Annotated in this window: 19 protein-coding genes; 7 read left to right on the top strand and 12 right to left on the bottom strand. The window is 73.1% G+C overall.

From position 1 onward, the window contains the following. Positions 1-104 precede the first annotated feature (104 nt). The 6 genes from ACZ53N_RS03425 (at position 105) to ACZ53N_RS03400 (ending at position 7841) form a co-directional block, all read left to right on the top strand. Positions 105-506, top strand: coding sequence for a TOBE domain-containing protein (locus ACZ53N_RS03425; protein ID WP_469139274.1), 402 nt, complete (start codon positions 105-107; stop codon positions 504-506). Between the two features lie 43 nt (positions 507-549). Next, a complete protein-coding gene (gene modA, locus ACZ53N_RS03420; protein WP_469139273.1) occupies positions 550-1314 on the top strand; it encodes a molybdate ABC transporter substrate-binding protein in 765 nt (254 codons plus the stop codon). Next, a complete protein-coding gene (locus tag ACZ53N_RS03415; RefSeq protein WP_469139272.1) occupies positions 1311-3242 on the top strand; it encodes an ABC transporter permease in 1932 nt (643 codons plus the stop codon). Before modA ends, ACZ53N_RS03415 begins: the two co-directional genes overlap by 4 nt. Before the next feature lie 234 nt (positions 3243-3476). After that, a complete protein-coding gene (locus ACZ53N_RS03410) occupies positions 3477-4991 on the top strand; it encodes an alpha/beta hydrolase (RefSeq protein WP_469139271.1) in 1515 nt (504 codons plus the stop codon). A gap of 121 nt (positions 4992-5112) precedes the next feature. After that, positions 5113-6210, top strand: coding sequence for a hypothetical protein (locus ACZ53N_RS03405; RefSeq protein WP_469139270.1), 1098 nt, complete (start codon positions 5113-5115; stop codon positions 6208-6210). A 92-nt stretch (positions 6211-6302) separates the two neighbouring features. Next, entirely contained in the window at positions 6303-7841 is a 1539-nt protein-coding gene (locus ACZ53N_RS03400; protein WP_469139269.1) for an alpha/beta hydrolase, read from the top strand. 75 nt (positions 7842-7916) lie between these two features. Here the strand turns inward: ACZ53N_RS03400 and moeZ are convergent, their stop codons facing one another. The 12 genes from moeZ to ACZ53N_RS03340 form a co-directional block, all read right to left on the bottom strand. Beyond that, complete coding sequence (gene moeZ, locus ACZ53N_RS03395; protein ID WP_130879771.1) at positions 7917-9095, bottom strand: adenylyltransferase/sulfurtransferase MoeZ; 1179 nt, start codon at positions 9093-9095, stop codon at positions 7917-7919. Positions 9096-9178: 83 nt separating this feature from the next. Next, a complete protein-coding gene (locus tag ACZ53N_RS03390) occupies positions 9179-9931 on the bottom strand; it encodes a spherulation-specific family 4 protein (RefSeq protein ID WP_469139268.1) in 753 nt (250 codons plus the stop codon). Further along, positions 9919-10833 carry an NAD-dependent epimerase/dehydratase family protein gene (locus tag ACZ53N_RS03385; protein WP_130879769.1) on the bottom strand — a complete coding sequence of 305 codons (915 nt, stop codon included), beginning with the start codon at positions 10831-10833 and terminating at the stop codon, positions 9919-9921. Before ACZ53N_RS03385 ends, ACZ53N_RS03390 begins: the two co-directional genes overlap by 13 nt. A gap of 126 nt (positions 10834-10959) precedes the next feature. Continuing rightward, complete coding sequence (locus ACZ53N_RS03380) at positions 10960-12129, bottom strand: hypothetical protein (protein ID WP_469139267.1); 1170 nt, start codon at positions 12127-12129, stop codon at positions 10960-10962. After that, the gene (locus tag ACZ53N_RS03375) at positions 12126-13799 is read right to left on the bottom strand and encodes a DUF3492 domain-containing protein (protein WP_469139266.1); all 1674 of its coding nucleotides are present in this window, start codon (positions 13797-13799) and stop codon (positions 12126-12128) included. The genes ACZ53N_RS03380 and ACZ53N_RS03375 overlap by 4 nt, the downstream gene beginning before the upstream one ends. Before the next feature lie 162 nt (positions 13800-13961). Continuing rightward, entirely contained in the window at positions 13962-15596 is a 1635-nt protein-coding gene (locus ACZ53N_RS03370; RefSeq protein ID WP_469139265.1) for an ABC transporter ATP-binding protein, read from the bottom strand. Then, entirely contained in the window at positions 15593-16582 is a 990-nt protein-coding gene (locus ACZ53N_RS03365; protein ID WP_469139264.1) for an ABC transporter permease, read from the bottom strand. The genes ACZ53N_RS03370 and ACZ53N_RS03365 overlap by 4 nt, the downstream gene beginning before the upstream one ends. Beyond that, entirely contained in the window at positions 16579-17580 is a 1002-nt protein-coding gene (locus tag ACZ53N_RS03360) for an ABC transporter permease (RefSeq protein ID WP_469139263.1), read from the bottom strand. The genes ACZ53N_RS03365 and ACZ53N_RS03360 overlap by 4 nt, the downstream gene beginning before the upstream one ends. Next, positions 17577-19304, bottom strand: a complete 1728-nt coding sequence (locus ACZ53N_RS03355; protein WP_469139262.1) for an ABC transporter substrate-binding protein — start codon at positions 19302-19304, stop codon at positions 17577-17579. Before ACZ53N_RS03355 ends, ACZ53N_RS03360 begins: the two co-directional genes overlap by 4 nt. Positions 19305-19449: 145 nt before the next feature. After that, positions 19450-19542, bottom strand: a complete 93-nt coding sequence (locus ACZ53N_RS03350; protein WP_311775271.1) for an Ms4533A family Cys-rich leader peptide — start codon at positions 19540-19542, stop codon at positions 19450-19452. Positions 19543-19655: 113 nt separating this feature from the next. After that, complete coding sequence (locus tag ACZ53N_RS03345; protein WP_469139261.1) at positions 19656-21065, bottom strand: DUF3152 domain-containing protein; 1410 nt, start codon at positions 21063-21065, stop codon at positions 19656-19658. Beyond that, complete coding sequence (locus ACZ53N_RS03340; protein ID WP_469139260.1) at positions 21058-22044, bottom strand: alpha/beta fold hydrolase; 987 nt, start codon at positions 22042-22044, stop codon at positions 21058-21060. Before ACZ53N_RS03340 ends, ACZ53N_RS03345 begins: the two co-directional genes overlap by 8 nt. A 222-nt stretch (positions 22045-22266) precedes the next feature. Here ACZ53N_RS03340 and ACZ53N_RS03335 point away from each other — a divergent pair, with 222 nt between their 5' ends. Further along, positions 22267-22485, top strand: a complete 219-nt coding sequence (locus ACZ53N_RS03335; protein WP_469139259.1) for a hypothetical protein — start codon at positions 22267-22269, stop codon at positions 22483-22485. The last annotated feature ends 151 nt before the right edge of the window (positions 22486-22636 follow it).

The raw sequence follows: 22636 nt of genomic DNA, 5'->3' as shown, positions 1-22636 counted from the left end.
ACACACGTCACCGCAAGCCCGCCCAGGCCTGGGCCCCGCATCTACCAGGCAAACCACAAACTCCACCTTGCACCTGCGGGCCGCATGGCCATACCGTGCCGCGTATGCGGTCATACACCATCGGGCGGGCAGCCCGCCTGCTCGGAGTCAGTTCCGACACCGTCCGCCGCTGGGCGGATGCCGGGCGGATTCCCACCCGGAGGGACGACGCGGGGAAGCGGATCATCGACGGGCCCGACCTCGCCGCGTTCTCCGTCGCGCTCGCCGCCGAGGCGCACGGCACCGAGGGCGACGAGGGGGCGTACACCACCGCCCGCAACGCCTTTCCCGGCATCATCACCGCCGTCAAGCTCGGGGACGTCGCCGCCCAGGTCGAGGTCCAGGCCGGACCGCACCGCCTCGTCTCTCTCCTGACGCGCGAGGCCGTGGAGGAGCTGGGGCTCGCCGTCGGCATGGAGGCCGTGGCCCGGGTGAAGGCCACCAATGTGCACATCGACCGCGTCTGACCGCCCGGCTCACCTACCGCCCGGCCCACCTGGAGACACCCCGATGCACCGCACCTTCGTACGCCGCGCCGCCCTGCCCGTCCTGGGCGCCGCGCTGCTCGTCCCTCTGGTCACCGCCTGCGGGAGCGATGGCGAGAAGAAGCCGACGACGCTGACCGTCCTCGCCGCGGCCTCCCTCACCGACGTCTTCCAGAAGGCCGGGGCCGCCTACGAGAAGGAACACCCGGGCACGAAGGTGCGGTTCTCCTTCGCCGGGTCCCAGGAGCTGGCGGCACAGGTGCGCCAGGGCGTCCCCGCCGACGCGCTCGTCACCGCCGACACCAAGACCATGGACGGCCTCGAGGCCGACACCGGTACCCCCACCGTCATCGCGAAGAACCGGCTCACGATCGCCACCGCCAAGGGCAACCCGAAGAACGTCAAGGGGCTCGCGGACCTCGCCAAGAGCGACCTCAAGGTCGTCCTGGCCGCCCCCGAGGTGCCCGTGGGCCGCTACAGCCGCAAGGTCCTCGACCAGCAGCACGTCACGGTGAAGCCGGTATCCCAGGAGCCGAACGTCCGGGCGGTGCTCAGCAAGGTCACGCTCGGCGAGGCCGACGCCGGGATCGTGTACCTCACGGACGCGGCCGCGGCGAAGGACAAGGTCACCACCGTCACCGTCCCCGACGCGCAGAACGCGGTCGCCTCCTATCCCGCCGCCACCCTCAAGGGGTCCAGGAACGCCGGGGAGGCCGGTGACTTCGTGAAGTGGCTGGCCTCGGCGGAGGCACAGAAGCTGCTGCGCACGGCCGGGTTCCAGCAGCCGTGACCGGAGCCCGTACGCGCCGGGGGCGCACACCCTTGGCGCTCGGGCTGCCCGCCGCGCTGGGGGTGGTCTTTCTGCTGCTGCCGCTGGCGGGCATTCTCGCCCGTACCCCCTGGGGCACCCTCCCGTCCCGCCTCGGATCGCCCGAGGTCACCGAGGCGCTCGGGCTCTCGCTGCTCGTCTCCGGCTGGGCGCTGCTGCTTTCCCTTGCACTCGGCGTGCCGCTCGCGTGGCTGCTGGCCCGGGTGGACTTCCCCGGCAAGGCGGCGGTGCGGTGTCTGGTGATGCTGCCGATGGTGCTGCCGCCGACGGTCGCCGGTGTCGCGCTGCTCCAGGGGTTCGGGCGGCGGGGGATCCTCGGGCCGTGGCTGGAGTCGTGGTGGGGCGTGACCCTGCCGTTCTCCACGGCGGGGGCCGTGCTGGCGTCGGCGTTCGTGTCGATGCCGTTCCTCGTGATCAGCCTGGAGGGGGCGCTCGCGGGGCTCCATCCCCGCTACGAGGAGACGGCGACGTCGCTCGGCGCGGCCCCCTTGCGGGTGTTCCGCACGATCACGCTGCCCATGGTCGGGCCCGGACTGATCGCGGGCGCCGCCCTGTGCTGGGCCCGCGCCCTCGGCGAGTTCGGCGCGACGATCACCTTCGCGGGCAATCTGCCGGGGACGACGCAGACCCTCCCGCTCCAGGTCTATCTGCTCCTGCAGGAGGACCCCGACGGGGCGACGGCGGTCTCGCTGCTCCTGCTGGCCATCGCCACGACGGTCCTGCTGGCGCTGCGCGGGCGCTGGCTGACGGCCGGACGGGACGAGGTGGGTCCGGCCACCGCTCCCCCCGAGCCCACGGCACCGGGCGAGCCGTACGTGGCCCCAGCCATGCCGACGGCCCCGGCGGCCGAGCCACACCCCTTGCGCGCCACCGTGACCGGCGCCACCGCCGCGGACCTCGACGCACCCGCCGGCACCACCATCGCCGTCGTCGGTCCCAACGGCGCGGGCAAGACCACGCTCCTGCGGGCCCTCCTCGGCCTCACCCCCCGCGCCACCGCGACCGCCTTGGCCCTCGGCGGGACGGACGTGTCCGATGTCCCCGCGCACCGGCGCCGCATCGCCTGGGTCCCCCAGGACGGCGCCCTCTTCCCCCATCTGACCGCTCTCGCCAACACCTCCTACGGTCTGCGCGCGCAGGGCGTGCCCAGGGACGAGGCGCGCCGCGAGGCGCGGCGCTGGCTCGACCGGCTGGGCGTCGGGCAGTTCGCCCACCGCAAACCCGGCCGGCTCAGCGGCGGCCAGGCCCAGCGCGTGGCGTTGGCGCGCGCCCTTGCCGCGCGCCCCCGGCTGCTGCTGCTCGACGAGCCGCTGGCCGCGCTCGACCCGTCGACGCGGGCCCATGTCCGGCACACCCTGCGCACGCACCTCGCGGACTTCCCCGGTGTCTGTCTGATCGTCACCCATGACCCGGTGGAGGCCGTGTCGCTCGCCGACCGGATCCTCGTGCTGGAGGACGGCCGGACGGTCCAGTACGCGTCACCGGCCGAGCTGACCCGGCATCCCCGCTCCCCCTGGGTGGCCCGCATGCTCGGGCGCAACGCCTGGCCGGGGAGGACCACGGGCGGGCGAACGCTGCTGCTCGACGGCGGCGCGCGCCTGGTCGTCGCGGACCCGGTGCCCGGGGAGGCCGACGCCGGGCTGGCCGTCGTGGGCCCCGAGGCGGTGTCCCTGCACACCACCCGGCCCACCGGCAGCCCCCGTAACGTCTGGCGGGGCACGGTCCGTGAGCTCACCGCGCAGGGCGGTCGGCTGCGCGTCCTGGTGGACGGCGAGCCGGACGTGGTCGCCGAGATCACCCCGTCCGCCGCCGCCGATCTGTCGTTGGCCGAGGGCGTGCCGGTGTGGGTGAGCGTCAAGGCGACCGAGGTCACGTTCGTCGCGCTGTGAGGGCGGCAGGTCCACCCCGTGAGTCCGGCCAGAAGAAGCCCGTCCGGCGCTTGAGTACGCGCCCGCAGGGCGCCCGCCGCCGCAGGCGGCAAGGCGGCCCGCAGCGGCAGGACGGACCGTAGTCGACGATCCCTCGGACCCGGCTAACCCGTACGCCCCGCACGCCGCGCGCCCCCCTCGCCCCCGGCCGGAGGATGGAAGCACCCTCTTCCCCCGAGCTCCGGGAGTGCCACCGTGTCCAGACCGCTGAGGGCCGGCGCCCTGCTCTGCGCGGTACTCCTGACGGGCGCGGTGGCCGGCTGCGACGGTGACGGCGCCGACCGCGCGGAAGCCGCTTCCTCCGCCTCGGCCGCGCAGCGGCTGGACTGGAAGACCTGCCCGGCGCCCAGCACCAGCCAGGGCACCGGCAAGCCGCCGGGCCGCGACTGGGAGTGCGCGACGCTGCGCGCTCCCCTGGACTACGGCCGCCCCGACGGGGGCAGCGTCGGCATCGCCATGATCCGCGCCAGGGCCACCGACCGGGCCCGCCGCATCGGCTCGCTCGTCTTCAACTTCGGCGGTCCCGGCGGCTCCGGCGTCGCCGCCCTCCCGGCCTTCGCCGACGACTACAAGACGCTGCGCACCCGCTACGACCTGGTCAGCTTCGACCCGCGCGGCGTCGGCCGCAGCGACGGGGTGACCTGCCTGGGCGACAAGGACCTCGACGTCTACTACGCGGCCGACGGCACCCCTGACGGCAAGGACGAGGAAAAGGCCCTGGTGGAGCGGGTCGGGAGATACGCCTCCGGCTGCGAGAAGAACTCCGGGAAGGTCCTGCCCCACGTGGGGACGCAGAACGCGGCCCGCGACATGGACCTGATGCGCCAGGTGCTCGGGGACGACAAGCTGCACTACTTCGGCATCTCGTACGGGACCGAACTGGGAGGCGTCTACGCCCACTTGTTCCCCCAGAAGGTCGGCCGGGCCGTTCTCGACGCCGTCGTGGACCCGTCCGACGACCCCGTGCAGGGCGCCCTCGGTCAGGCGAAGGGCTTCCAGATGGCGCTCGGCAACTACATGGACGCCTGCGCGGAGACCTCCGACAACTGCCCCACCGAGGATCAGGTCACCGATCTGCTCAAGCGCCTGGACAGCGATCCGGTGCCCGCCGGCGGTACCCGCGAACTGACCGAGTCCCTCGCCACCGGCGGCATCGCCCAGGCGCTGTACTCCAAGGACTTCTGGGACTACCTCACGGAAGGCATCGAGGACGCCGAGAACGGCGACGGCAAACTCCTGCTCGCCCTCGGCGACTCCATGAACGGCCGGGGCGAGAACGGCCGCTACAGCTCGCTCCAGGCCTCCTTGGCCGCCGTCAACTGCGCCGATTTCGCGCAGCGTTACACGGCCGCCGAGATCGAGGAGAAGGTGCCGGAGTTCCGCAAGGCGTCCCCCGTCTTCGGGGACTTCATGGCGTGGAGCCTCACCCAGTGCACCGGCTGGCCCGTCAAGGGGGCCTGGCAGAACCCCGACGTGAGCGCCAAGGGGGCCGCGCCCATTCTCGTCGTCGGCAACACCGGCGACCCGGCCACGCCCTACGAGGGAGCACACGAGATGGCGCGCGAACTGGGGCCGGGCGTCGGCGTGGAGATGACCTTCCGTGGCCAGGGGCACGGTGCCTACGACAGCGGCAACGCGTGCGTCACGCGCGTGGTCGACGCGTATCTGCTGGACGGTACGGTGCCCACATCGGGCACGGTCTGCTCATAGCACACATAGCACATCACACCGGCGGTTCGGACACACCGGATCGAATGTCAGTGGCCCGCACTACGATTCTCCGCACTGAAGTTCCGCACTGGGCAGGCGAGTCGACGAGCGGGGTGACGAGGTGCCGTACAGCACGTCACGGACCACCGGGCGCACGACACGGCTGCTCACCGGGGCCCTGGCCATCGCGGCCCTGGTGGCCGCCCTGGTGGCCCTGTGGCAGACGCAGTTCAGACCGATCGCACCACCCGGGTACTGCTGGGGCACCTGGCCCGGGGAGGCGCGGGACGGCGGCCTCTTCCAGCGCGGTGTCCGCCACCGTACCGCCGACGAGCGCGCCCCCACGCCCGGGCGGCCCAGCGGCCACTGCGCCTTGAGCTGGCGCGGCGGCCGGGGCCCGGAGGCGTACCACCAGCGCGTCACGGTCCGGCTGGACACCGGTCCACGCGGCGCCGACCAGCGGCGGAGCTGGCTGGACGGGCTGTTCGCGGGTGGCGGGGCAGCCCTGCCCGGCGGGCTTCCCGGGTTCGCCGCGGCCGGGTCCGGTGCGCTGGTGCTGCCCGAGAGCTGCGATGTGGGCGGCCGCCCCTCCGTCGTGTCCCTGACCGGCACCTTCACCGGCTCGGCCGCCCGCGTCGGCCACCCCGGCTTCCCGCAGGGCTCGGCACCGGAGATAACCGGAAAACTGCTGATAGAAATAGCCAATCGAGCGATAAACGTCAGCAGTTGCGCTTCCGGGCCACCCCTGCGGTTACCTCACGCCACAGCCGGAGACGGGCCGGGCGGCGAGGGCGGAGGCGCGGACGCGGGGACGGGTGACGACTGCGCGATCCCCGCGCTCGCGGCCGGCGAGGCCAAGGGCACCGGGCGCCCCGCGAAGACCGCGGGCAGCTCCCGCGGCGCCCTGCGGACCTGCACCGTCCCCGCTGCCGACGGCCGGCCGGCGATCCGGTTCGCGGCGATCGGCATCCCCCGGCTCGTCACCCTCTTCGACGGGCTCACGGGCGACCGGCCGCCCGCGCCCGGCTGGCGGGCCACCGGCCGTATCGAGGCGACGCGAGCCCTGGTGCGCGCCGACTGCGCCGGCCACCCCACGGTCTTCGCCCTGCGCACCGGACCGGGCCGCACCCACACCCGGCTCGACGACGCCCGCGTCGCCTTCCCCACCCTCGTCGAGCCGGTGGCCCGGCGGGCGGGCTGCGCGCGCCTGCGCACCTGACCCGGCTCGCCACCGGCGCCGCGCTCCCCCGCCTCCGGTGTTTCCCGGCGGCCCCGCCACCTCCCCCGCGGCCGGTCCGTAGAGTTTGAGCCATGAGTCCCATACGGCTACGGGCCACCGCCCTCGCCTCCGCCGCCCTCGCGATCGTCCTCGCCGCCACGGGGTGCGAGGACGGCAGGCCCATCGACGGCAAGAACGGCTCCAAGGACCGCGCCTCCGGTGACGGCTCCCTGCGCTGGAAGAAGTGCTCCGCCCCCACCGCCGCCCAGGGCGGCGACGGCAAGGCGCCCGGCCGGGCGTGGGAGTGCGCGACGCTGCCCGTACCGCTGGACTACGCCAAGCCGGACGGCGAGAAGATCGACCTCGCACTGATCCGGATCAAGGCCAAGGACACCTCGCGCCGTATCGGGTCGCTCGTCTTCAACTTCGGCGGCCCCGGCGGCTCCGGCGTGGCGACGTTGCCGGGTTTCGCCGACAGTTACGAGAAACTGCGCGGCCGCTATGACCTCGTGAGCTTCGACCCCCGCGGGGTCGGCGAGAGCGCGGGCGTGCGGTGCCAGAGCGACGCGGAGCTGGACGCCGCCGCGCAGCTCGACTTCACCCCCGACGACGACGCCGAACTCCGCACGGCCCTGGCCTCCAACAAGGCCTACGTGGACGCCTGTCGGCGCAATTCGGCCAAGGTGCTCCCCCATGTGACCACGACGAACACCGCCCGCGACCTGGACCGGCTGCGGGCCGCCCTCGGTGACGCCGAGCTCCACTACTTCGGCATCTCCTACGGCACGGAACTGGGCGGTGTCTACGCCCACTTGTTCCCGAAGAAGGTCGGCCGCGCCGTCCTCGACGCCGTCGTCGACCCGACGCAGGACCCCGTGGGGGGCGGCCTCGGCCAGACGAAGGGCTTTCAGCTGGCCCTCGGCAACTACCTGAAGGACTGCGCCTCCCAGGGCGCCCCGGGCTGCCCGACGCAGGACCAGATCACTGATCTGCTGAGGAAGCTCGATGTGAAGCCGCTGCCCACCTCCCAGGGCGGCCGCAGGCTCACCCAGGACGAGGCGGTCAACGGCATCGCCGCCGCGCTGTACTCCAAGGACACCTGGAAGTATCTGACGGCCGGGCTCCAGGAGGCCATGGGCAAGGGCACCGGCGACACCCTGCTGCTGCTCTTCGACTCCCTCGCCGGCCGTAACCCCGACGGCCGCTACAGCAACCTCCAGGCGGCCAACAGGGCCATCTCCTGCGCCGACGCCGAGCAGCGCTACAGCGTGGACGACGTGAAGGCGAACCTGGCGGAGTTCCGCAAGGCGTCACCGGTCTTCGGGGAGTCGGCGGCCTGGTCGCTGCTCGGCTGCACGGACTGGCCGGTCAAGGGGCAGTGGAAATCGCCGGACGTGCGCGCCGAGGGCGCCGCCCCGATCGTCGTGATCGGCAATACGGGCGACCCGGCCACCCCGTACGAGGGCGCGCGGAAGATGGCGCGGCAGCTCGGCGAGCGGGTCGGCATCGAGGTGACCTACCGGGGTGAAGGCCACGGCGCGTACAACAGCGGCAACGCCTGCATGACGCGCGCGGTCGACAGCTATCTGCTCGACGGCAAGGTCCCGGCCGCCGGCTTGAGCTGTTCGTAGAACGCGAGCAGAACGAAGGGCCGGCCCGCGGACGCGGACCGGCCCTTCGTCATGAGTACGTCTGCCTGAGCGCCTCTAGTAGACCGGCTTCTCGGGCTCGATCTGGTGGACCCAGCCGATCACGCCGCCGCCGACGTGGACCGCGTCGGCGAAGCCCGCCGCCTTGAGGACCGCGAGGACCTCCGCGGAGCGGACGCCCGTCTTGCAGTGCAGGACGATCTTCTTGTCCTGCGGGAGGCCCTGGAGGGCGCTGCCCATCAGGAACTCGTTCTTCGGGATCAGCCGGGCGCCGGGGATGGAGACGATCTCGTACTCGTTCGGCTCGCGGACGTCGATGATGTCGATGTCGTCGCCCTCGTCGATCCACTCCTTGAGCTGCTTGGGAGTGATCGTGGACCCGGCGGCGGCCTCCTGGGCCTCCTCCGAGACGACGCCGCAGAAGGCCTCGTAGTCGATGAGTTCGGTGACCGTCGGGTTCTCGCCGCAGACCGCGCACTCGGGGTCCTTGCGGATCTTGACCTGGCGGTAGCTCATCTCCAGTGCGTCGTAGATCATCAGTCGGCCGACCAGCGGCTCGCCGATGCCCGCGAGCAGCTTGATGGCCTCGTTGACCTGGATGGAGCCGATCGAGGCGCAGAGCACCCCGAGCACGCCGCCCTCGGCGCAGGAGGGCACCATGCCCGGCGGCGGGGGCTCGGGGTAGAGGCAGCGGTAGCAGGGGCCGTGCTCGCTCCAGAACACCGAGGCCTGGCCGTCGAAGCGGTAGATCGAGCCCCATACGTACGGCTTGTTCAGCAGCACGCACGCGTCGTTGACGAGGTAGCGGGTGGCGAAGTTGTCGGTGCCGTCCACGATCAGGTCGTACTGGGAGAAGATCTCCTTGACGTTGTCCGCCTCCAGGCGCTCCTGGTGGAGGACGACGTTCACGTACGGGTTGATGCCGAGGACCGAGTCGCGGGCCGACTCCGCCTTGGAACGGCCGATGTCCGCCTGGCTGTGGATGATCTGGCGCTGCAGGTTCGACTCGTCGACCTCGTCGAACTCCACGATGCCCAGCGTGCCGACACCGGCCGCGGCGAGGTACATGAGGGCGGGCGAGCCGAGGCCGCCCGCACCCACGCAGAGCACCTTGGCGTTCTTCAGGCGCTTCTGCCCGTCCATCCCGACGTCCGGGATGATCAGGTGGCGGGAGTACCGACGGACCTCTTCGACGGTGAGCTCGGCAGCCGGCTCGACCAGGGGTGGCAGCGACACGGGGTCTCCAGGGTCATCCCCGCAAGCGCGGGGAACATGCAGGCGACGTACGTACTTCCCCGGTAACACTGCCACGCCCCGTCTCATTCCGAGAGACCCGGTCCGATGCGCGAGACGATTTCGTCCCAGTAGCCGGGCATCGACTCCCAGGGGTCCGCTTCGTCGCGATCCGTCCGGTCCGTGAGGTAGACGGTGCCCGCGCCCTGCCAGCGGGCGATGCGCAGGGCCTCGTCCAGGTGGGGGCGCGGCACGCCGTGCACGAGGTGGCAGAAGCGCTCCGGCGGGTGGTCGGCGGTCCACTCGGCGACCTGGGACCAGCGGTAGCGGGACCAGGGCCCGGCGAAGGTGACGAGTTGGTCGGCAAGGGTGGCGTAGCCGGAGCACGGGTGCGTGCCGTGGACGAGGACGACATAGGCGTTCTCACGCAGGGTGCGCAGCGTGGTGACCACCCGCCGGATGCCGGGGAGGGCGCCGGCCTCGGTCGGCGCACGGTCCAGCGAGAAGCCGTCGACCTTGTACCAGTTCAGGAAGCGCTGTGCCTCCGACACCAGTTCACCGAAGGGGCGCGAGCCAAACCCCACGTCCAGGTGACCGAGGACGCGCACCCCCGCCTCGCGCAGCCGGGTGGCGGCGGTCAGACAGTACGGGTCGGGGCGGCTGCCGGGGCCGCTCGCGACGTTGAGCACGGTCCAGTCCAAGCGGACTTCGGCGCGGGCCAGTTCACCCCATTCGAGGGGGGCGACCAGGGGGTGGGCGAAGCCGGGGACACCGAAGCGGAGCGGCGATTCCCCCGGTGGCGCGGAGCGGCGGTGCCCCGAGGAGATCAGATGCGACACGCCGCCTCCATCCAGATGTCGGCGAGCGACTCCTCCAGGCCGATCCGGGGCCGCCAGCCGAGCCGGTCGCGGGCGGTCCGCACGTCGGCCTGCTGCCAGGTGCCGCAGCCGTCGGGATAGGGGTACGCGGGCGGACTGCCCAGATGCGGGTCGTCCAGCTCGTGCAGGGCGCCGCCGAAGCCCGCGACCCGGGCGAGGAGCGACGCCGCGTCCCGCAGCCGGACGGCGCGGCCGGTGCCGATGTTGACGGCGCCCTGGGCCGCGGAGAGGGAGGCCGCGTGGACGGCCCGGGCGATGTCGCGCACGTCGACGAAGTCGCGCTGGACGCCGAGGCCGCTGAGCTTGAGTTCGTTGTCGCCGCTCTGCATCGCGCGGCGCATGGACTCGGCGAGCCGGCCCAGCGGCGAGCCGGCGGGGGTGCCGGGGCCCACCGGGGAGAAGACCCGCAGCACGATGGCGTCCAGGCCGGAGCCGAGCACCAGCTCGGTGGCGGCGAGCTTGCTCACCCCGTACGGGCCGCCGGGGCGCGGCACGGCGTCCTCGGCCGTGGAGGAGCCGGGCTGCGAGGGCCCGTACTCCGAGGAGCACCCCACCTGCACCAGGCGGGCGCCGCAGCCGCTGCGGCGCAGCGACTCGCAGACCGTGGCGACGGCGACGGTGTTGTGCCGCGCCAGATCGCGGGCGCCGCCGCGGGTGGCGCCCGCGCAGTTGATCACCACGCCGGGGTGGACGGCGTTCAGGAACCGGGTGAGCGCACCGGGGCTGCCGGTGGCCAGGTCGAAACGGACGTCCGCCTCGTCGCCCCGGCCGAGGGCGGTGAGCTGGACGGCGGGGTCGGCGAGCAGCCGGTCGGCCACATAGCGGCCGAGGTAGCCGTTGGCGCCGAGCAGAAGGACCCTCATCGGTCGCGCCCTCGCTCTCGCCCGGCGGTGCTGAGGGGGTGAACGGTCATCTTTCTTGCTCCTCTAACGGGGTGTGCGGCGTGCCGCGTGGCGGCGGATCGTGGTCACCGGGCGAGGGCTTCTCCGCTATGCCTCCGGCACGGGGGCGTAGCGGGAGGAGCCTGGGCGGAGGTGACCCGGCGCGTACGCGAGATCCCCGCGGCCATGGGCGCAGGCGCGGGACAGGGCGGGGAAGGAGTAGGCCAGCAGGACGAGCGCGGGAACGGCGCACGCCACGAGGGGGAGGGCGGCGGCCCCGTACGCCTCGGTGGCCCGGGCGACGGGCCACTCCAGGCCCGCGCAGCCGGGCAGCCGTGCCGCGAGGAGCATGCCGAGCGGGGTGGCCTCCGCCGCGCAGGCGGCGAGTGCGGCGGTGACGGCCGCCTTGCCGAAGCCGTACGCCGCCAGCAGCCGGCCGACGAACAGGAGCGCGCCGAGGGCCGCCACGCCGGCGTAGGCGAGGGCGGGCGGGGGGCCGGGCGGCGGGGCGGCGGCGAGCTGCCCGGCGGACTCCAGGGCGGCGGCGAAGGGGCCGCCCAGCCGGGTGCCGGGCGCCGGCACCCGGGAGGTCACCACCGTGCGCGCGGCCCACAGGATCGCGAGCAGCAGGGCGACGAACACACCGACCGCGGCGAGGAGCATCGGCCGTACTCGCGCCCCGAATTCCGCCAGCCCCCGGCTGGTGGCGAGCGCGCGGCACGCCCGCGTGCCGAACCAGTGGCCGCACCAGGCCGCCGGGGCGACGGCACAGGCCAGCGCGACGGCGGTCGGCGCGGCGGCCGCGGCGACGGCGGGCGGGGTGAGCCCCTGGTGACTGCCGAGCAGTTCGACGAGCAGGCGCTCGCCGACGAGGCCGTACGCGACCAGCCAGAGGCAGCAGATCCAGCCCAGGAAGCCCCAGCCGTACGGGCCGCGGTCGTACGCCCGCCGGTCGGACGCACCGGGGCCGTGGGCGTCCGATCCATCGGCGGCGGGGACCGGTGACTCGACCGGCAGCGGCCCGTCGGCGCGCTCCACGCGTGCGTGGATCTCTTCCGCCAGGGAGAACACGTCCCGGTGCCGGCACTCCGCCGCCACCCGGTCCGTGACGCCGCGCGCCTCCAGGGCGGCGGCGAGTTCGAAGGGGTCCGCGGCGCGGGCGCACAGGAGGTGGTGCCGTTGGATGAGCGTCTTCACCGGATCGACGGGACCGGCGGGGGCGGCGGGTATGCCGGCGGCGGCGGTCGGAGCGCTGTCGTCGGTGAGAGGTGTCGTCATGGGCGGCCCGCCCAGGTGGGTGCGGTGGAGCGGCTCCAGGGCAGCGGCGGGTGGGCGTCGGCGGCGTGGGCGAACGGCACCGAGGGGTCCGGGGTCTCCTGCCGCACCGGGGCGCGGGAGAGGACTTCGAGGTGGATCCCGTGGTACGCGGCCACGTTCCGCTCGACGGTGAAGAGTTCGAGCGCCCGCGCCCGGGCGGCGGCCCCGAGCCGTGCCCGCCGGTCGGGGTCGCGCAGCAGCGCGAGAGCGGCCTCGGCGAGCGCCCGGGCGTCGCCCGGCGGGACGACCGGACCGGTCCCGCCGATGACGTCCCGCACCATGCCGACGTCGGGCGAGACCGTGGCCCTGCCGCAGAGCATCGCCGCCACGAGCGGTGCCGGAAAGCCGTCCGCGGACCCGGCGAGGACCACGACGCTGGCCGAGGCGTAGACGTCCGGGTCGCCGGCTTCGTCGAACGAGGCGGTCTCCTCGAACGAGACGGCCGGGGCCAGGGCCGTGGGGGGCCCGGAGCCCGGTGGCGGCCCCGGGTCCGGGGGGCCGACGACGCGGAGGCGGACATCGGGCTCGGCCTCGCGCAGCTCGGCGAGCGCCTGCCACAGGGCGGGTTCGGGGCGGCCGCCCACGCACACCAGGGTGCGGCCGTCGTCCGTGCGGGCCGCACCGGCCCGGCCCACGCCCTCGCCCACCGCCTCGTAGCGGCTCGGGTCGACGCCGGGGTGGAGCGTGCGCAGCCGCTCGCGGTCCGCGCCGCAGCGCTCCTGCCAGCGACGGTCCCGGGTGTCGCCGTGGGTGACGAGCGCGGCCCGGTCGTAGACCTCGGCGGTCAGCAGCCGGTGGAAGGCGGAGAGCAGCGTCCGGACGGCCAGGGACAGACCCGCGGCCCCCTCGCCGGCCGTCCCGCCCGCCTCGCCCGTCCCGCCCGCGGTGAGCCCCGCGCCACCCTCCCGCAGGTAGTACGCCCGGAGCCGGACCCCGTACTCGGTGACGAGGAGCGGTGTCCCGAAGAAGCGTTTGGCCATCAGTCCCGGCAGCGCGGCGACGCCGCCCGAGGTCGCGTGGCACAGGTCGACACCGGCCAGGCCCCGCTCGTCGTCGGCGCCGCTGCCGGACGCGCCGTACCAGTCCAGGGACAGCGGTCTCAGCGCCCGTTCCAGGAGCCCGGAGACGAGGAGGAGGTCGGCGACCCGGGTGCCGTAGGCGGCGGGGTGCGCGCCCGGTGCCCGGCAGGCTCTCTCCAGGGCGCGCAGGGCCTGTTCGGAGCGGAGCGCGCCCGCCAGGCCGCCGACGTCGCGGGCCAGCTCGGCGAGTCCGTACAGACCGTCGGCGAAACGGTACGCCAGATCCGTCGACGAGGGCTCACCCGGCGAGCTGATCGCCGCGACCAGTTCACCGAAGTGCTCGTCGAACACGCGCCGTTCACGTCGGCCGTACGCGCCGTACGCGCGCCCCCCGGCCCGGGGGGCCGGTTCGCCCCACAGCGGGGCCGTCCGCACCCGACGCACCTGGCCCGGGAGTTCGCACGGCCCGCCCCGTTCCTCACGAGCGTCACGGCTCAGTGCGTAGATCTCGAAGTCGTGCCCCTCGAGCCCGCGGACCAGTCGCTCGCACCACCGGCCGCCCTCGCCCGCGCCGTACGGGTACCCACCCTCGGTCAGCAGTCCAACGCGCACGAGTGCACCCCCGTCTCTCCCTGATGGCCACCTCGGCAACCGCCGAACGGCAGCGGGAGCACGCTATGCGCGGTCCCCGGTGGCGCGATGGACGGTTGTCCGTCGCGCCACCGGAAGGGGTGAACGCACGTGACTTTCCGGGAGATGCGGCGTTACTCCGCGCTATGCGACGGCTTCCGCCGGTTCGAGCAGGGGGACGGCCGCCAGCAGACCCTGGGTGTAGGGGTGCCGGGGCTGCTCGTAGACGGAGTCGGCGGGGCCCTCCTCGACGATCCGCCCGCCGCGCATCACGACCAGCCGATCACTGACCTGCCGCACCACGGCGAGGTCGTGCGCGATGAAGACGAGCGCCAGCCCCAGGTCGCGCTGCAGCTCGCCGAGCAGCCGTACGACCTGTGCCTGGGTGGTGACGTCCAGGGCGGAGACGGGCTCGTCGCAGACGATCAGCCTGGGCTCGGGCGCGAGCGCCCGGGCGATGCCCACGCGCTGGCGCTGGCCACCGCTGAACTCGTGCGGATAGCGGTGGTACGCGCCGGGGTCGAGCCCCACCCGCTCCAGCAGTTCCCGCACCCGCGCGACGATCTCGGTGTCGCCCAGCTTCCCGGCGGCCCGCAGCGGGTCGGCGATCGACTCCCCGATGCTGCGCCGGGGGTTGAGCGAGGAGACCGGGTCCTGGAAGACCATCTGCAGCTCGCTGCGGAAGGACCGCAGCTCTCGCTCGCGCAGCGCCCCGATGTCACGGCCCCGGTAGCGCAGCTCCCCGCCGGTGGGCTCCAGGAGCCGCACCAGCATCCGGCCGAGCGTCGTCTTCCCGCTCCCGGACTCGCCGACGACACCGACCGTCTCCCCGGCGCGCACGGTCAGCGACACACCGTCCACGGCGGTGACGGCCCGCTTGCCGCGCCCGAACTCCCGGCGCAGCTGTGTGGCTTCCAGCAGCGGGGCATCGTGGGAAGGTCCGTCGACGGACGGCTTGACGAGACCTGTTCGCCGTACGTTTATCCGCGGGACGGCGGCCAACAGGTCACGCGTGTACGGCTCGCGCGGCGCGCCCAGCAGCGCGCGGACCGGGCCGCGCTCGACCGCGCGGCCGTCCTTCATCACCAGCAGGTCGTCGACGCTGCCGGCCGCCACGCCCAGGTCGTGGGTGACGAGGATCAGGCCCATGCCGGTCTCCTCGCGCAGCTCGCGCAGCAGGCCGAGGATCTGCGCCTGGACGGTGACGTCGAGGGCGGTGGTGGGCTCGTCGGCGACGAGGAGGCGGGGCTCGCAGGCGAGCGCCATGGCGATGAGGGCGCGCTGGCGCATGCCGCCGCTGAACTCGTGCGGGCGGGAGCGGGCGCGGCGGGCCGCGTCCGGGATGCCCACCCGGTCCAGTACCTCGGCCGCCCGCGCCCGGGCGTCCCGCCGGGAGTCGTCCGGGCGGTGCACGCGGTGGACCTCGGCGATCTGGTCGCCGACGGCCTGGTACGGGTCGAGGGAGGAGAGCGGGTCCTGGAAGACCATCGCCGCCACCCCGCCCCGCACCCGGCGCAGTTCGGCGTCGTCCGCGGCCGACACGTCGTGGCCGGCGACCCGCACCGAGCCGGTGACCTCGGCGCCCGTACCGCGGTGCAGACCGAGCAGCGCGTACGCGGCCGTGCTCTTGCCCGAACCGGACTCTCCGACGATGGCGAGCGCCCCGCCGGGGGCGAGCTCGAAGGAGAGACCGTCGACGGCCCGTACGACGCCGTCCTCGGTGGGGAAGGCGACGGACAGGTCGGCCACGGACACCAGGGGCTGGAGGTCGGCGGTCATCGCAGGGACACCCTTCGGTCGGCGACGGCGTACAGCACGTCCGCCACGATGTTGGCGATCACGACGGCGGCACCGGTGATCACCACGACGGCCACGACGACCGGCAGGTCGATGGTCTGCGTGGAGCGCACCAGCAGCTGGCCGATGCCGGGCAGGCCGAACATCATCTCCGTCAGTACCGCGCCACCGAAGATCGACCCGAAGTCGGCGGCGGTCAGGGCGATGACCGGGGCCAGCGCGCCCCGCAGGGCGTGCCGCGCGACCAGCGACCGCTCGCGCACACCGTAGGCGCGGAAGGTGCGGATATGGTCCTCGGCCAGCGTCTCCAGCGTGGAGCTGCGGGTCAGCCGCGCGTACTTGGCGGATTCGAGCAGGCCGAGCGCCACCCAGGGCAGCAGCATGTTCCAGGCCCATTGTTCAGGGTTCTCGGTCAGCGGCACGTAGGACGGGAAGGGCAGCCATTCCAGATACGCGCAGAAGATCATCAGCAGCACCAGGCCACTGATGAAGACCGGGGTGGCGGTGCCGGCGAGGGTGAGCCAGGTGAGGACCCGCTCGGTCGCTCCGCCGCGCCGCAGCGCGGACAGCAGACCGGTGCCGATGCCCACTACGAGCCAGACGACCATGGCGCCGACGGCCAGCGAGGCCGTGGCGGGCAGCCGTTCGACGAGCAGGTCGGTGACCTGCTGGTTGTTCTGGTACGAGAGGCCGAAGCAGGGCGCGTCGCAGTGCAGCACGGCGGTGCCGGCGGAGTAGTCCGATCCGACGAGGACGCCCTGCAGGAAGTGCCAGTACTGCACCAGGAGGGGGTCGTCGAGCGCGAGCTGCTCGCGGACCTGCCGGATCTGTTCGGGGTTGCAGCGCGGGCCGCACGCCAGGCGCGCGGGGTCGCCGGGCGCGACGTAGAACGTCACGTAGACGACGGCCGAGAGCACGAGGACGACGGCGACCGCGCCCAGCGCGCGGCGCAGGAAGTAGGTGATCACGCCGTGCCTCCCGGACGGGACTTGCGGAAGGTGCGCCCGCCCCTGCCGACCCGCAGCCGGGACGCCTCGCGCGGGTCGAGCGCGACGCGCACGCCGTCGGCGAGCACGGTGAAGGCGAGCGTGGTGACGAACAGCAGCAGCGCCGGCAGCAGTACGTACGCGGGGTCCGAGCGGAACCAGGTGGTGGCCGTGGAGAGCATCTGCCCCCAGGAGGGCGTCGGCGGCTTCACGCCCACGCCGAGGAAGGACATGCTCGCCTCGATGACGATGTTGGTCGGCAGCAGGATGGCCGCATAGGTGATCACGGGCGCGGCGAGCGCGGGCAGCAGCTCGCGCCGGGCGACCCGCCAGGAGGAACCGCCGGTCAGCCGGGCGGCCGAGACGTAGTCGAGCTTCTTCAGGCTCAGCGTCTGACCGCGCACGAGCCGTGCCGTGGGGCCCCAGGCGAGCAGGCCGATGGCGAGGACGAGCAGCAGCGGCCGCGGGAAGTCCGTGGGCACGACGGCCATCAGCGCGATGGCGAAGACGAGCAGCGGCATCGCGACCATCACATCGGTGAGGTGGCTGAGCGCGCTGTCGACGAACCGGTTGCCGAGCGCGGCGGCCAGGCCCACGGCGAGGCCGATGAGCACCTGGACGACGGTGGCGCCGAGGGCCACGAGCAGCGAGACGCGGGCGCCGTAGAGGAGCCGTACGAACATGTCGCGGCCGGTGCCCGGTTCGACGCCGAGCCAGTGCTCGGCGCTGATGCCGCCGAAGTCACCGAGCGGCACCCCGCCGCGTGCGGAGTCGACGAGCGCGTCGTGGTAGCTGTTCGGGTCCTGGCCCTCCAGCGCGGCCAGCAGCGGCGCGGCGAGGGCGAGGAGGACGAGGAGGCCCAGCACGGCGGCGGCCGCGACCGCGGACTTGCGCGCCCTCAGCCGCCGCCAGACCTGCCGGGCGCCGGAGGCGGGAGTGTCTCCCGCCGCCGGTTCCGAGGTGATGAGAAGGTCCGTCACTTGACCGCGACCTGCGAGACGTCGAGGACACCGGTCCAGTCGCTGATGACGACGTTCTTGACGCTCTTGCCGTAGAGGCGCTTGTAGACCGGGTGGAAGAGCGGCACGGTCAGCGCCTGCTCGCCGATCTTCCGGTCGAGGGCGCCCCAGCGCTTGGCGGCCGCGGCGTGGTCGGTGATCTTGTTGATCGCGTCGATCTCGTCGTTGACCTCGGAGTCGTCGAGGCGGGAGGCGTTGAAGTTGCCCGCGCCCTCCTTGACGATCTGCCGGCCGTCGAAGATCGGCGCGAGGAAGGGGCCGCCGGAGGGCCAGTCGGCACCCCAGTGGGCGAGGAAGAGGCCCGGCTGCTTGTCGAGGCTGTGGGTCTTCTCGTCGTAGTCGTTGGCCTCCAGGCCCTCGAGCTTGACCTTGATGCCGGCCTCCTTGAGCGCGGCCTGGACGGCGGTGGCGATCTCGGGGCTGGTCTCGAAGTCCTGGGCGGTGGAGTGCGTCAGCGTGATCTCCAGGCCGTCCTCGTGACCGGCCTCCTTCAGCAGCTCCTTGGCCTTGGCCGCGTTGCCCGTCCTCCCCGCCGGGAAGTGGTCGTAGGGCGTGAAGCCGAAGGACTTCTGGTTCGGCAGGAAGGTCGTCGCCGGCTCGGCCAGCGAGGAGCCGCCCGCCGCGTTCACCACGCTCGTGCGGTTGATCGCGTAGGAGATGGCCTCGCGCACCTTCGGGTCGTCGAAGGGCTTCGCCTTGGGGTTGAAGGCCAGGTAGTTGGTGTAGCCGAAGTGGCCGGTGCCGACCCGGGCGGCGAGCTTCTTGTCGCCGGTGACCTGGGCGAGTTCGGCGGGGCCGAGGTTGGTGTCGGTGGTCACGGCGGCGGCGTCCGCGCCCTGGCCGCTGGAGAGGCGCTGGTTGATGACCGCCGAGGACAGGCCGGACTTGACCTCGATCCGGTCGGGGTAGGCGTGCCGCTCCTTGTCGGTCTCCTCCGACCAGTGGGTGTTGCGCTCCAGGACCAACTGCTCGCCGTCGCCCACGTTCTTCACGACCTTGTAGGGGCCGGAGGAGACCGGGTGCTCGGCGTACTTGACGCCGGTGTCCTTCGCCTTGGGCACGGGGGCGAACTGGGTGGAGGTGGCGAAGTAGGGGAAGTCGCCCACGGACTTGCGCAGCTTGAAGACGAGGGTCTTCGCGTCGGGCGTCTCGATCGAGTCGAGGCCCTTCTTCTCCTTGTACGGGCCCTGGTAGGTGTCGCCGCCGATCAGCCAGTCACGCAAGTAGGGCGCGCTGCCGGAGAGTTCGGCCGCGAAGGAGCGCTCGACGCCGTACTTGATGTCGGCGGCGGTGATGGGCGAGCCGTCCTCGTACTTCAGCCCGTCCTTGAGCTTGTACGTCCACGTCTTCGCGTCGTCGCTCGGCGTGCCGGTGTCGGTGGCGAGGTCGGGGACGACCTCGGTGCCCTTGGCGCCGTCCTCGCGGTTGCGGGTGGTGAGGGTGCGGTAGACGAGCGAGGGGATGTTGCCGCCGCCGGAGGTGTAGAGGCGGGCGGGGTCGAACTGCTTCTGCGGCTGCCGGTTGAGGACGGTGAGGGTGCCGCCCTTCTTCGCGGAGCCCTGGGCTCCGCCGTCGCCCTCGGCGCCGTCGCTGCCCTCCGGGCCGCATGCCGCCGCGCCTCCGATCAGGACCACACTGACGGCGGCCGCGGCCACGCGGCGGGATATGACGGACATGTGACGCATGACGGGGTATGCCTTTCGCGGAAGCGAGAGAAGGAGAGCGGAAAGCACCCACGGAAGGCGGTTGAGGAGCGCAGCGGAGCGCGGACCGCCCCCGGCGGGCGCGGCCCCGGAGGGCAACGCGGATGTACGCGGGGGAAGGGCGGTCTCAGCGACAGAGGATGTCGGCGACTGCGTGCGCGGCCACGCCGATCAGCGCCAGCTCGAAGCCGGCGATCTCGGAGGCGTGGTGGTGCGACATGGCCAGAACATTGAACGAATTTTCGGCCACTGGCAAAGGTGTCTCAGCATCAGAGACCGAATGTCCCAGGGAGTGAGAAAATAACAGGACGGTAACCCCGGCGCTCCCGCCCGTCACCCGCCCTTGGGGAAGGGCCAGGCGTTGGGGCGGCACGTCACGCCGTCGGTGGTCAGGAACTTGGTCTGCTGCATCATCACCGGCGCCAGAGCGCCCTGCGTCTCGCAGGACTCGTGGTCGTGCCCGAGGCGGTGACCTACCTCGTGGTTGATCAGCATCTGCCGGTAGGCGTGCATCTGGTCGCCGTACGTCTGCGCGCCCTGCGCCCACCGGTAGGCGTTGATCATCACGCGCTCGGTCGCGGCGGAGTCACAGGAGACGTTGTCCTGGGTGGTGTCCAGACCCGACTTGGCGCACCAGGTGTGCGTCGTGCCGGGGCTGGCCAGGGTGATGACGAAATCGGCGTCCTTGGAGGGGACGCGCTCGAACGTCCGCTTGCCGCCGTGGCCCCAGCTGCGGTCGTCGTTGAGGGTCCTGTGCACGGCTTCGGCGAAGAGCGCCCCGTCGAGCGGCAGACCCTTCTCCACGTCAACGCGGTAGCGCAGGACTTCACCCTTACCGGGGGCCCGGTCGTGGCCGCCCACGGCCTCGAACGTGCCGGACGCCTTCGCCTTCGCGTCCAGCGGGTACTTCTTCGCCATCTTCTGGTCGTACGAGAGGGGGACGGCCGCGCCGCCGTTCGGCGTGGGCCGGCTGTCGGAGCGCGAGGCGGCCTCGGATCTGTGCCGCTCGACGTCCGCGGACCGCGCCTGGGCCTTGCCCTCCGCGGTGTCCTCGACCTGTCCCCCGACGACGACGGCCAGCACGGCCGTCACCACGGCGGCGGCCACACCGGTCACGGTCCGCGCCGGTCCGCCGGGTCCGGCCGCGGCGACCCGCCGGTTGCCGCCGCCGCCCGTGCCGCGCGGGGTGGGCAGCGGCTTGGCGTCGGGAGCGTCGGAGCCGTAGTCCCCGGAAGGGACGTACACCGGGGGGACGTACGCGGCGGGAGCGGGTGCCTGGACGGAGGGGCGGTACCCGGAATTCTCATACACATCTGGATCATGCCCGGAAGATCCATGACCATGGGCGCCGGACACAGTGGAGCCGTACCCGGGCGGCGCACAGCCGTGCCCCGCGCTCCGGGTGCTCTCCCCGCGCTGCGGGCCGATGAAGCCCCATCCGAGCCCCGGCTCGGCCGGAGCGGGATGCCCACTCCGGGCGGACGGCCGGATGGCCTCACCCGCCGAGGTGCCGCCCTGGTCCGCCGCGGCCGCGGTGGCGCCCCGGCCGGCCTGATCACGCCGGTCGCCCGGGGCGTCCGGGTCGGGAGCGGAACGGTGGCGCACCCGGTCCGGTGCCGGCGTCGCCGAGCGCGGGGCCGGCGGGCCCTGGCCGGCCGGCGCGCGCCTGCGCCCCGTACCGGGACCGGCCGGCGCCGCGGGCTCCTGTGCGGCCTGGGGGGCGCGTGCGCTGTGTTTACCCACGGGGCGGGGCGCTCCGTTCAGACGTGTTCGCGGGGACCGCGAGGAGTTCGCGGAAGGCACGGGCCACCGCGTCCGGATCCTCCATCATGGCGACGTGACCCGCGTCCAGCAGCGTCAGCAACCGCGAGTCGCGGAAAGCCTTGGCCGCGCGGTGCGCCATGCGGTAGGAGACGAGCTGGTCGCGCGTTCCGTACACGAGCAGCGTAGGGGCAAGGACCTTCTCCGCCTGGCGCCACAGCGAGTGCTGGCCGCCCAAGGTGTACGCGTCGACGATGCCGCGCGCCGAGCGCGCCATGACGTCCCAGAAGTACGGCAGCTCCAGCCGGCGCTCGTACTCCGCGACCGCCAGGGCGAATCCTTCCGGCGTCACCCGCGCGGGGTCGCCGTAACAGAGCGCCAGCACCTCCCGGGTGCGCCGCTCGGGCGTCCAGTCCTTGGTCATCCGGGCGAAGAGCGAGACGACCCCCGGCACCGCGAGCAGCCCGGTCGGCACGGCCGTGCGCTGCGGGCGGAGCTCGGGCAGGGCGGGCGAGACGAGCGTGAGGGTGCGGACGAGGTCCGGCCTGACGGCGGCCACGCGGGTGGTGATCGCGCCGCCCATCGAATTCCCGACCAGATGCACCGGGCCGCGACCGGCCGCGTCGAGGTGGCGGATGACCACGCGGGCGTAGGCGGTGATGGAGTAGTCGCCGTCGTCCGGCGGGGGCGAGTACCCGAAGCCCGGCAGGTCCAGCGCCTCGCCGTCGACGGTGTCCGTGAGCCGCTCCATGAGCGCGGACCAGTTCTGCGCGGAACCGCCGAGTCCGTGGACGTAGAGCGCGGGCGGCAGCCCCGGCCGCGCGGCGGGCCGGGAGCGCACGGCCAGCGTGGCCCCGGGCAGGGTCACGGTGCGCAGTTCCTCGCCCTCGCTGACCTGCGAGGACCGCGTGGGTGGCACCACGGGTACGGCGCGGGCGTCCGGCGACTGGGTCGATGACATGCGGGCAATGTTACGAGACGATCACGCCCGACCCCCTGTGGCGGCCGTCACAGATCGCCTGGCGGCGGGAAGCCGCCTCTCCTAGGCTCATAAGCACAAGGCGTGAGGGACCCTGAAAGAGCAGGGCAGACCACAAAGAAGCGGCAGCACGGCGCGGAACACCGCACGGGACACCACGAACGACAAGGCTCGATCAGGCAGACCGGGAAAGAGGCTCCGTATATGACCATCGACCCGTCCGACCCCGCGACGTTCGAGGACGACGAGGACGTCACGGAATTCGATGTCGAGGCACCGGAGGCCGACGCCGCGGAACAGCACGCGGACATCGCACCCCGCCGGGACGACCCCCAGCCGCCCCAAGACCCCGACTCCGCCAACGAGGCGGACCTCCTGGAGCAGGCCCGGATCGTGGAGGAGGACGAGGACGACTACCGGTGACCGCGACCGCCATACCGCCGGGTAACCCGGGGTCACCTGGGGTGACCTGCACCGATTGTCGGGTATTTGTCGGCTTCCCACAGCGTCCGGTACGTGAAATTCTCCGCTCCGACCACGCACGGCCCGGTTACCCAAAAGTACGATGGCGGGC

It is taken from the genome of Streptomyces sp. NPDC033229 (assembly GCF_055576875.1).
The sequence above is the reverse complement of the archived record's forward strand: the minus strand, read 5'-3'. Positions and strand labels throughout refer to the sequence as shown.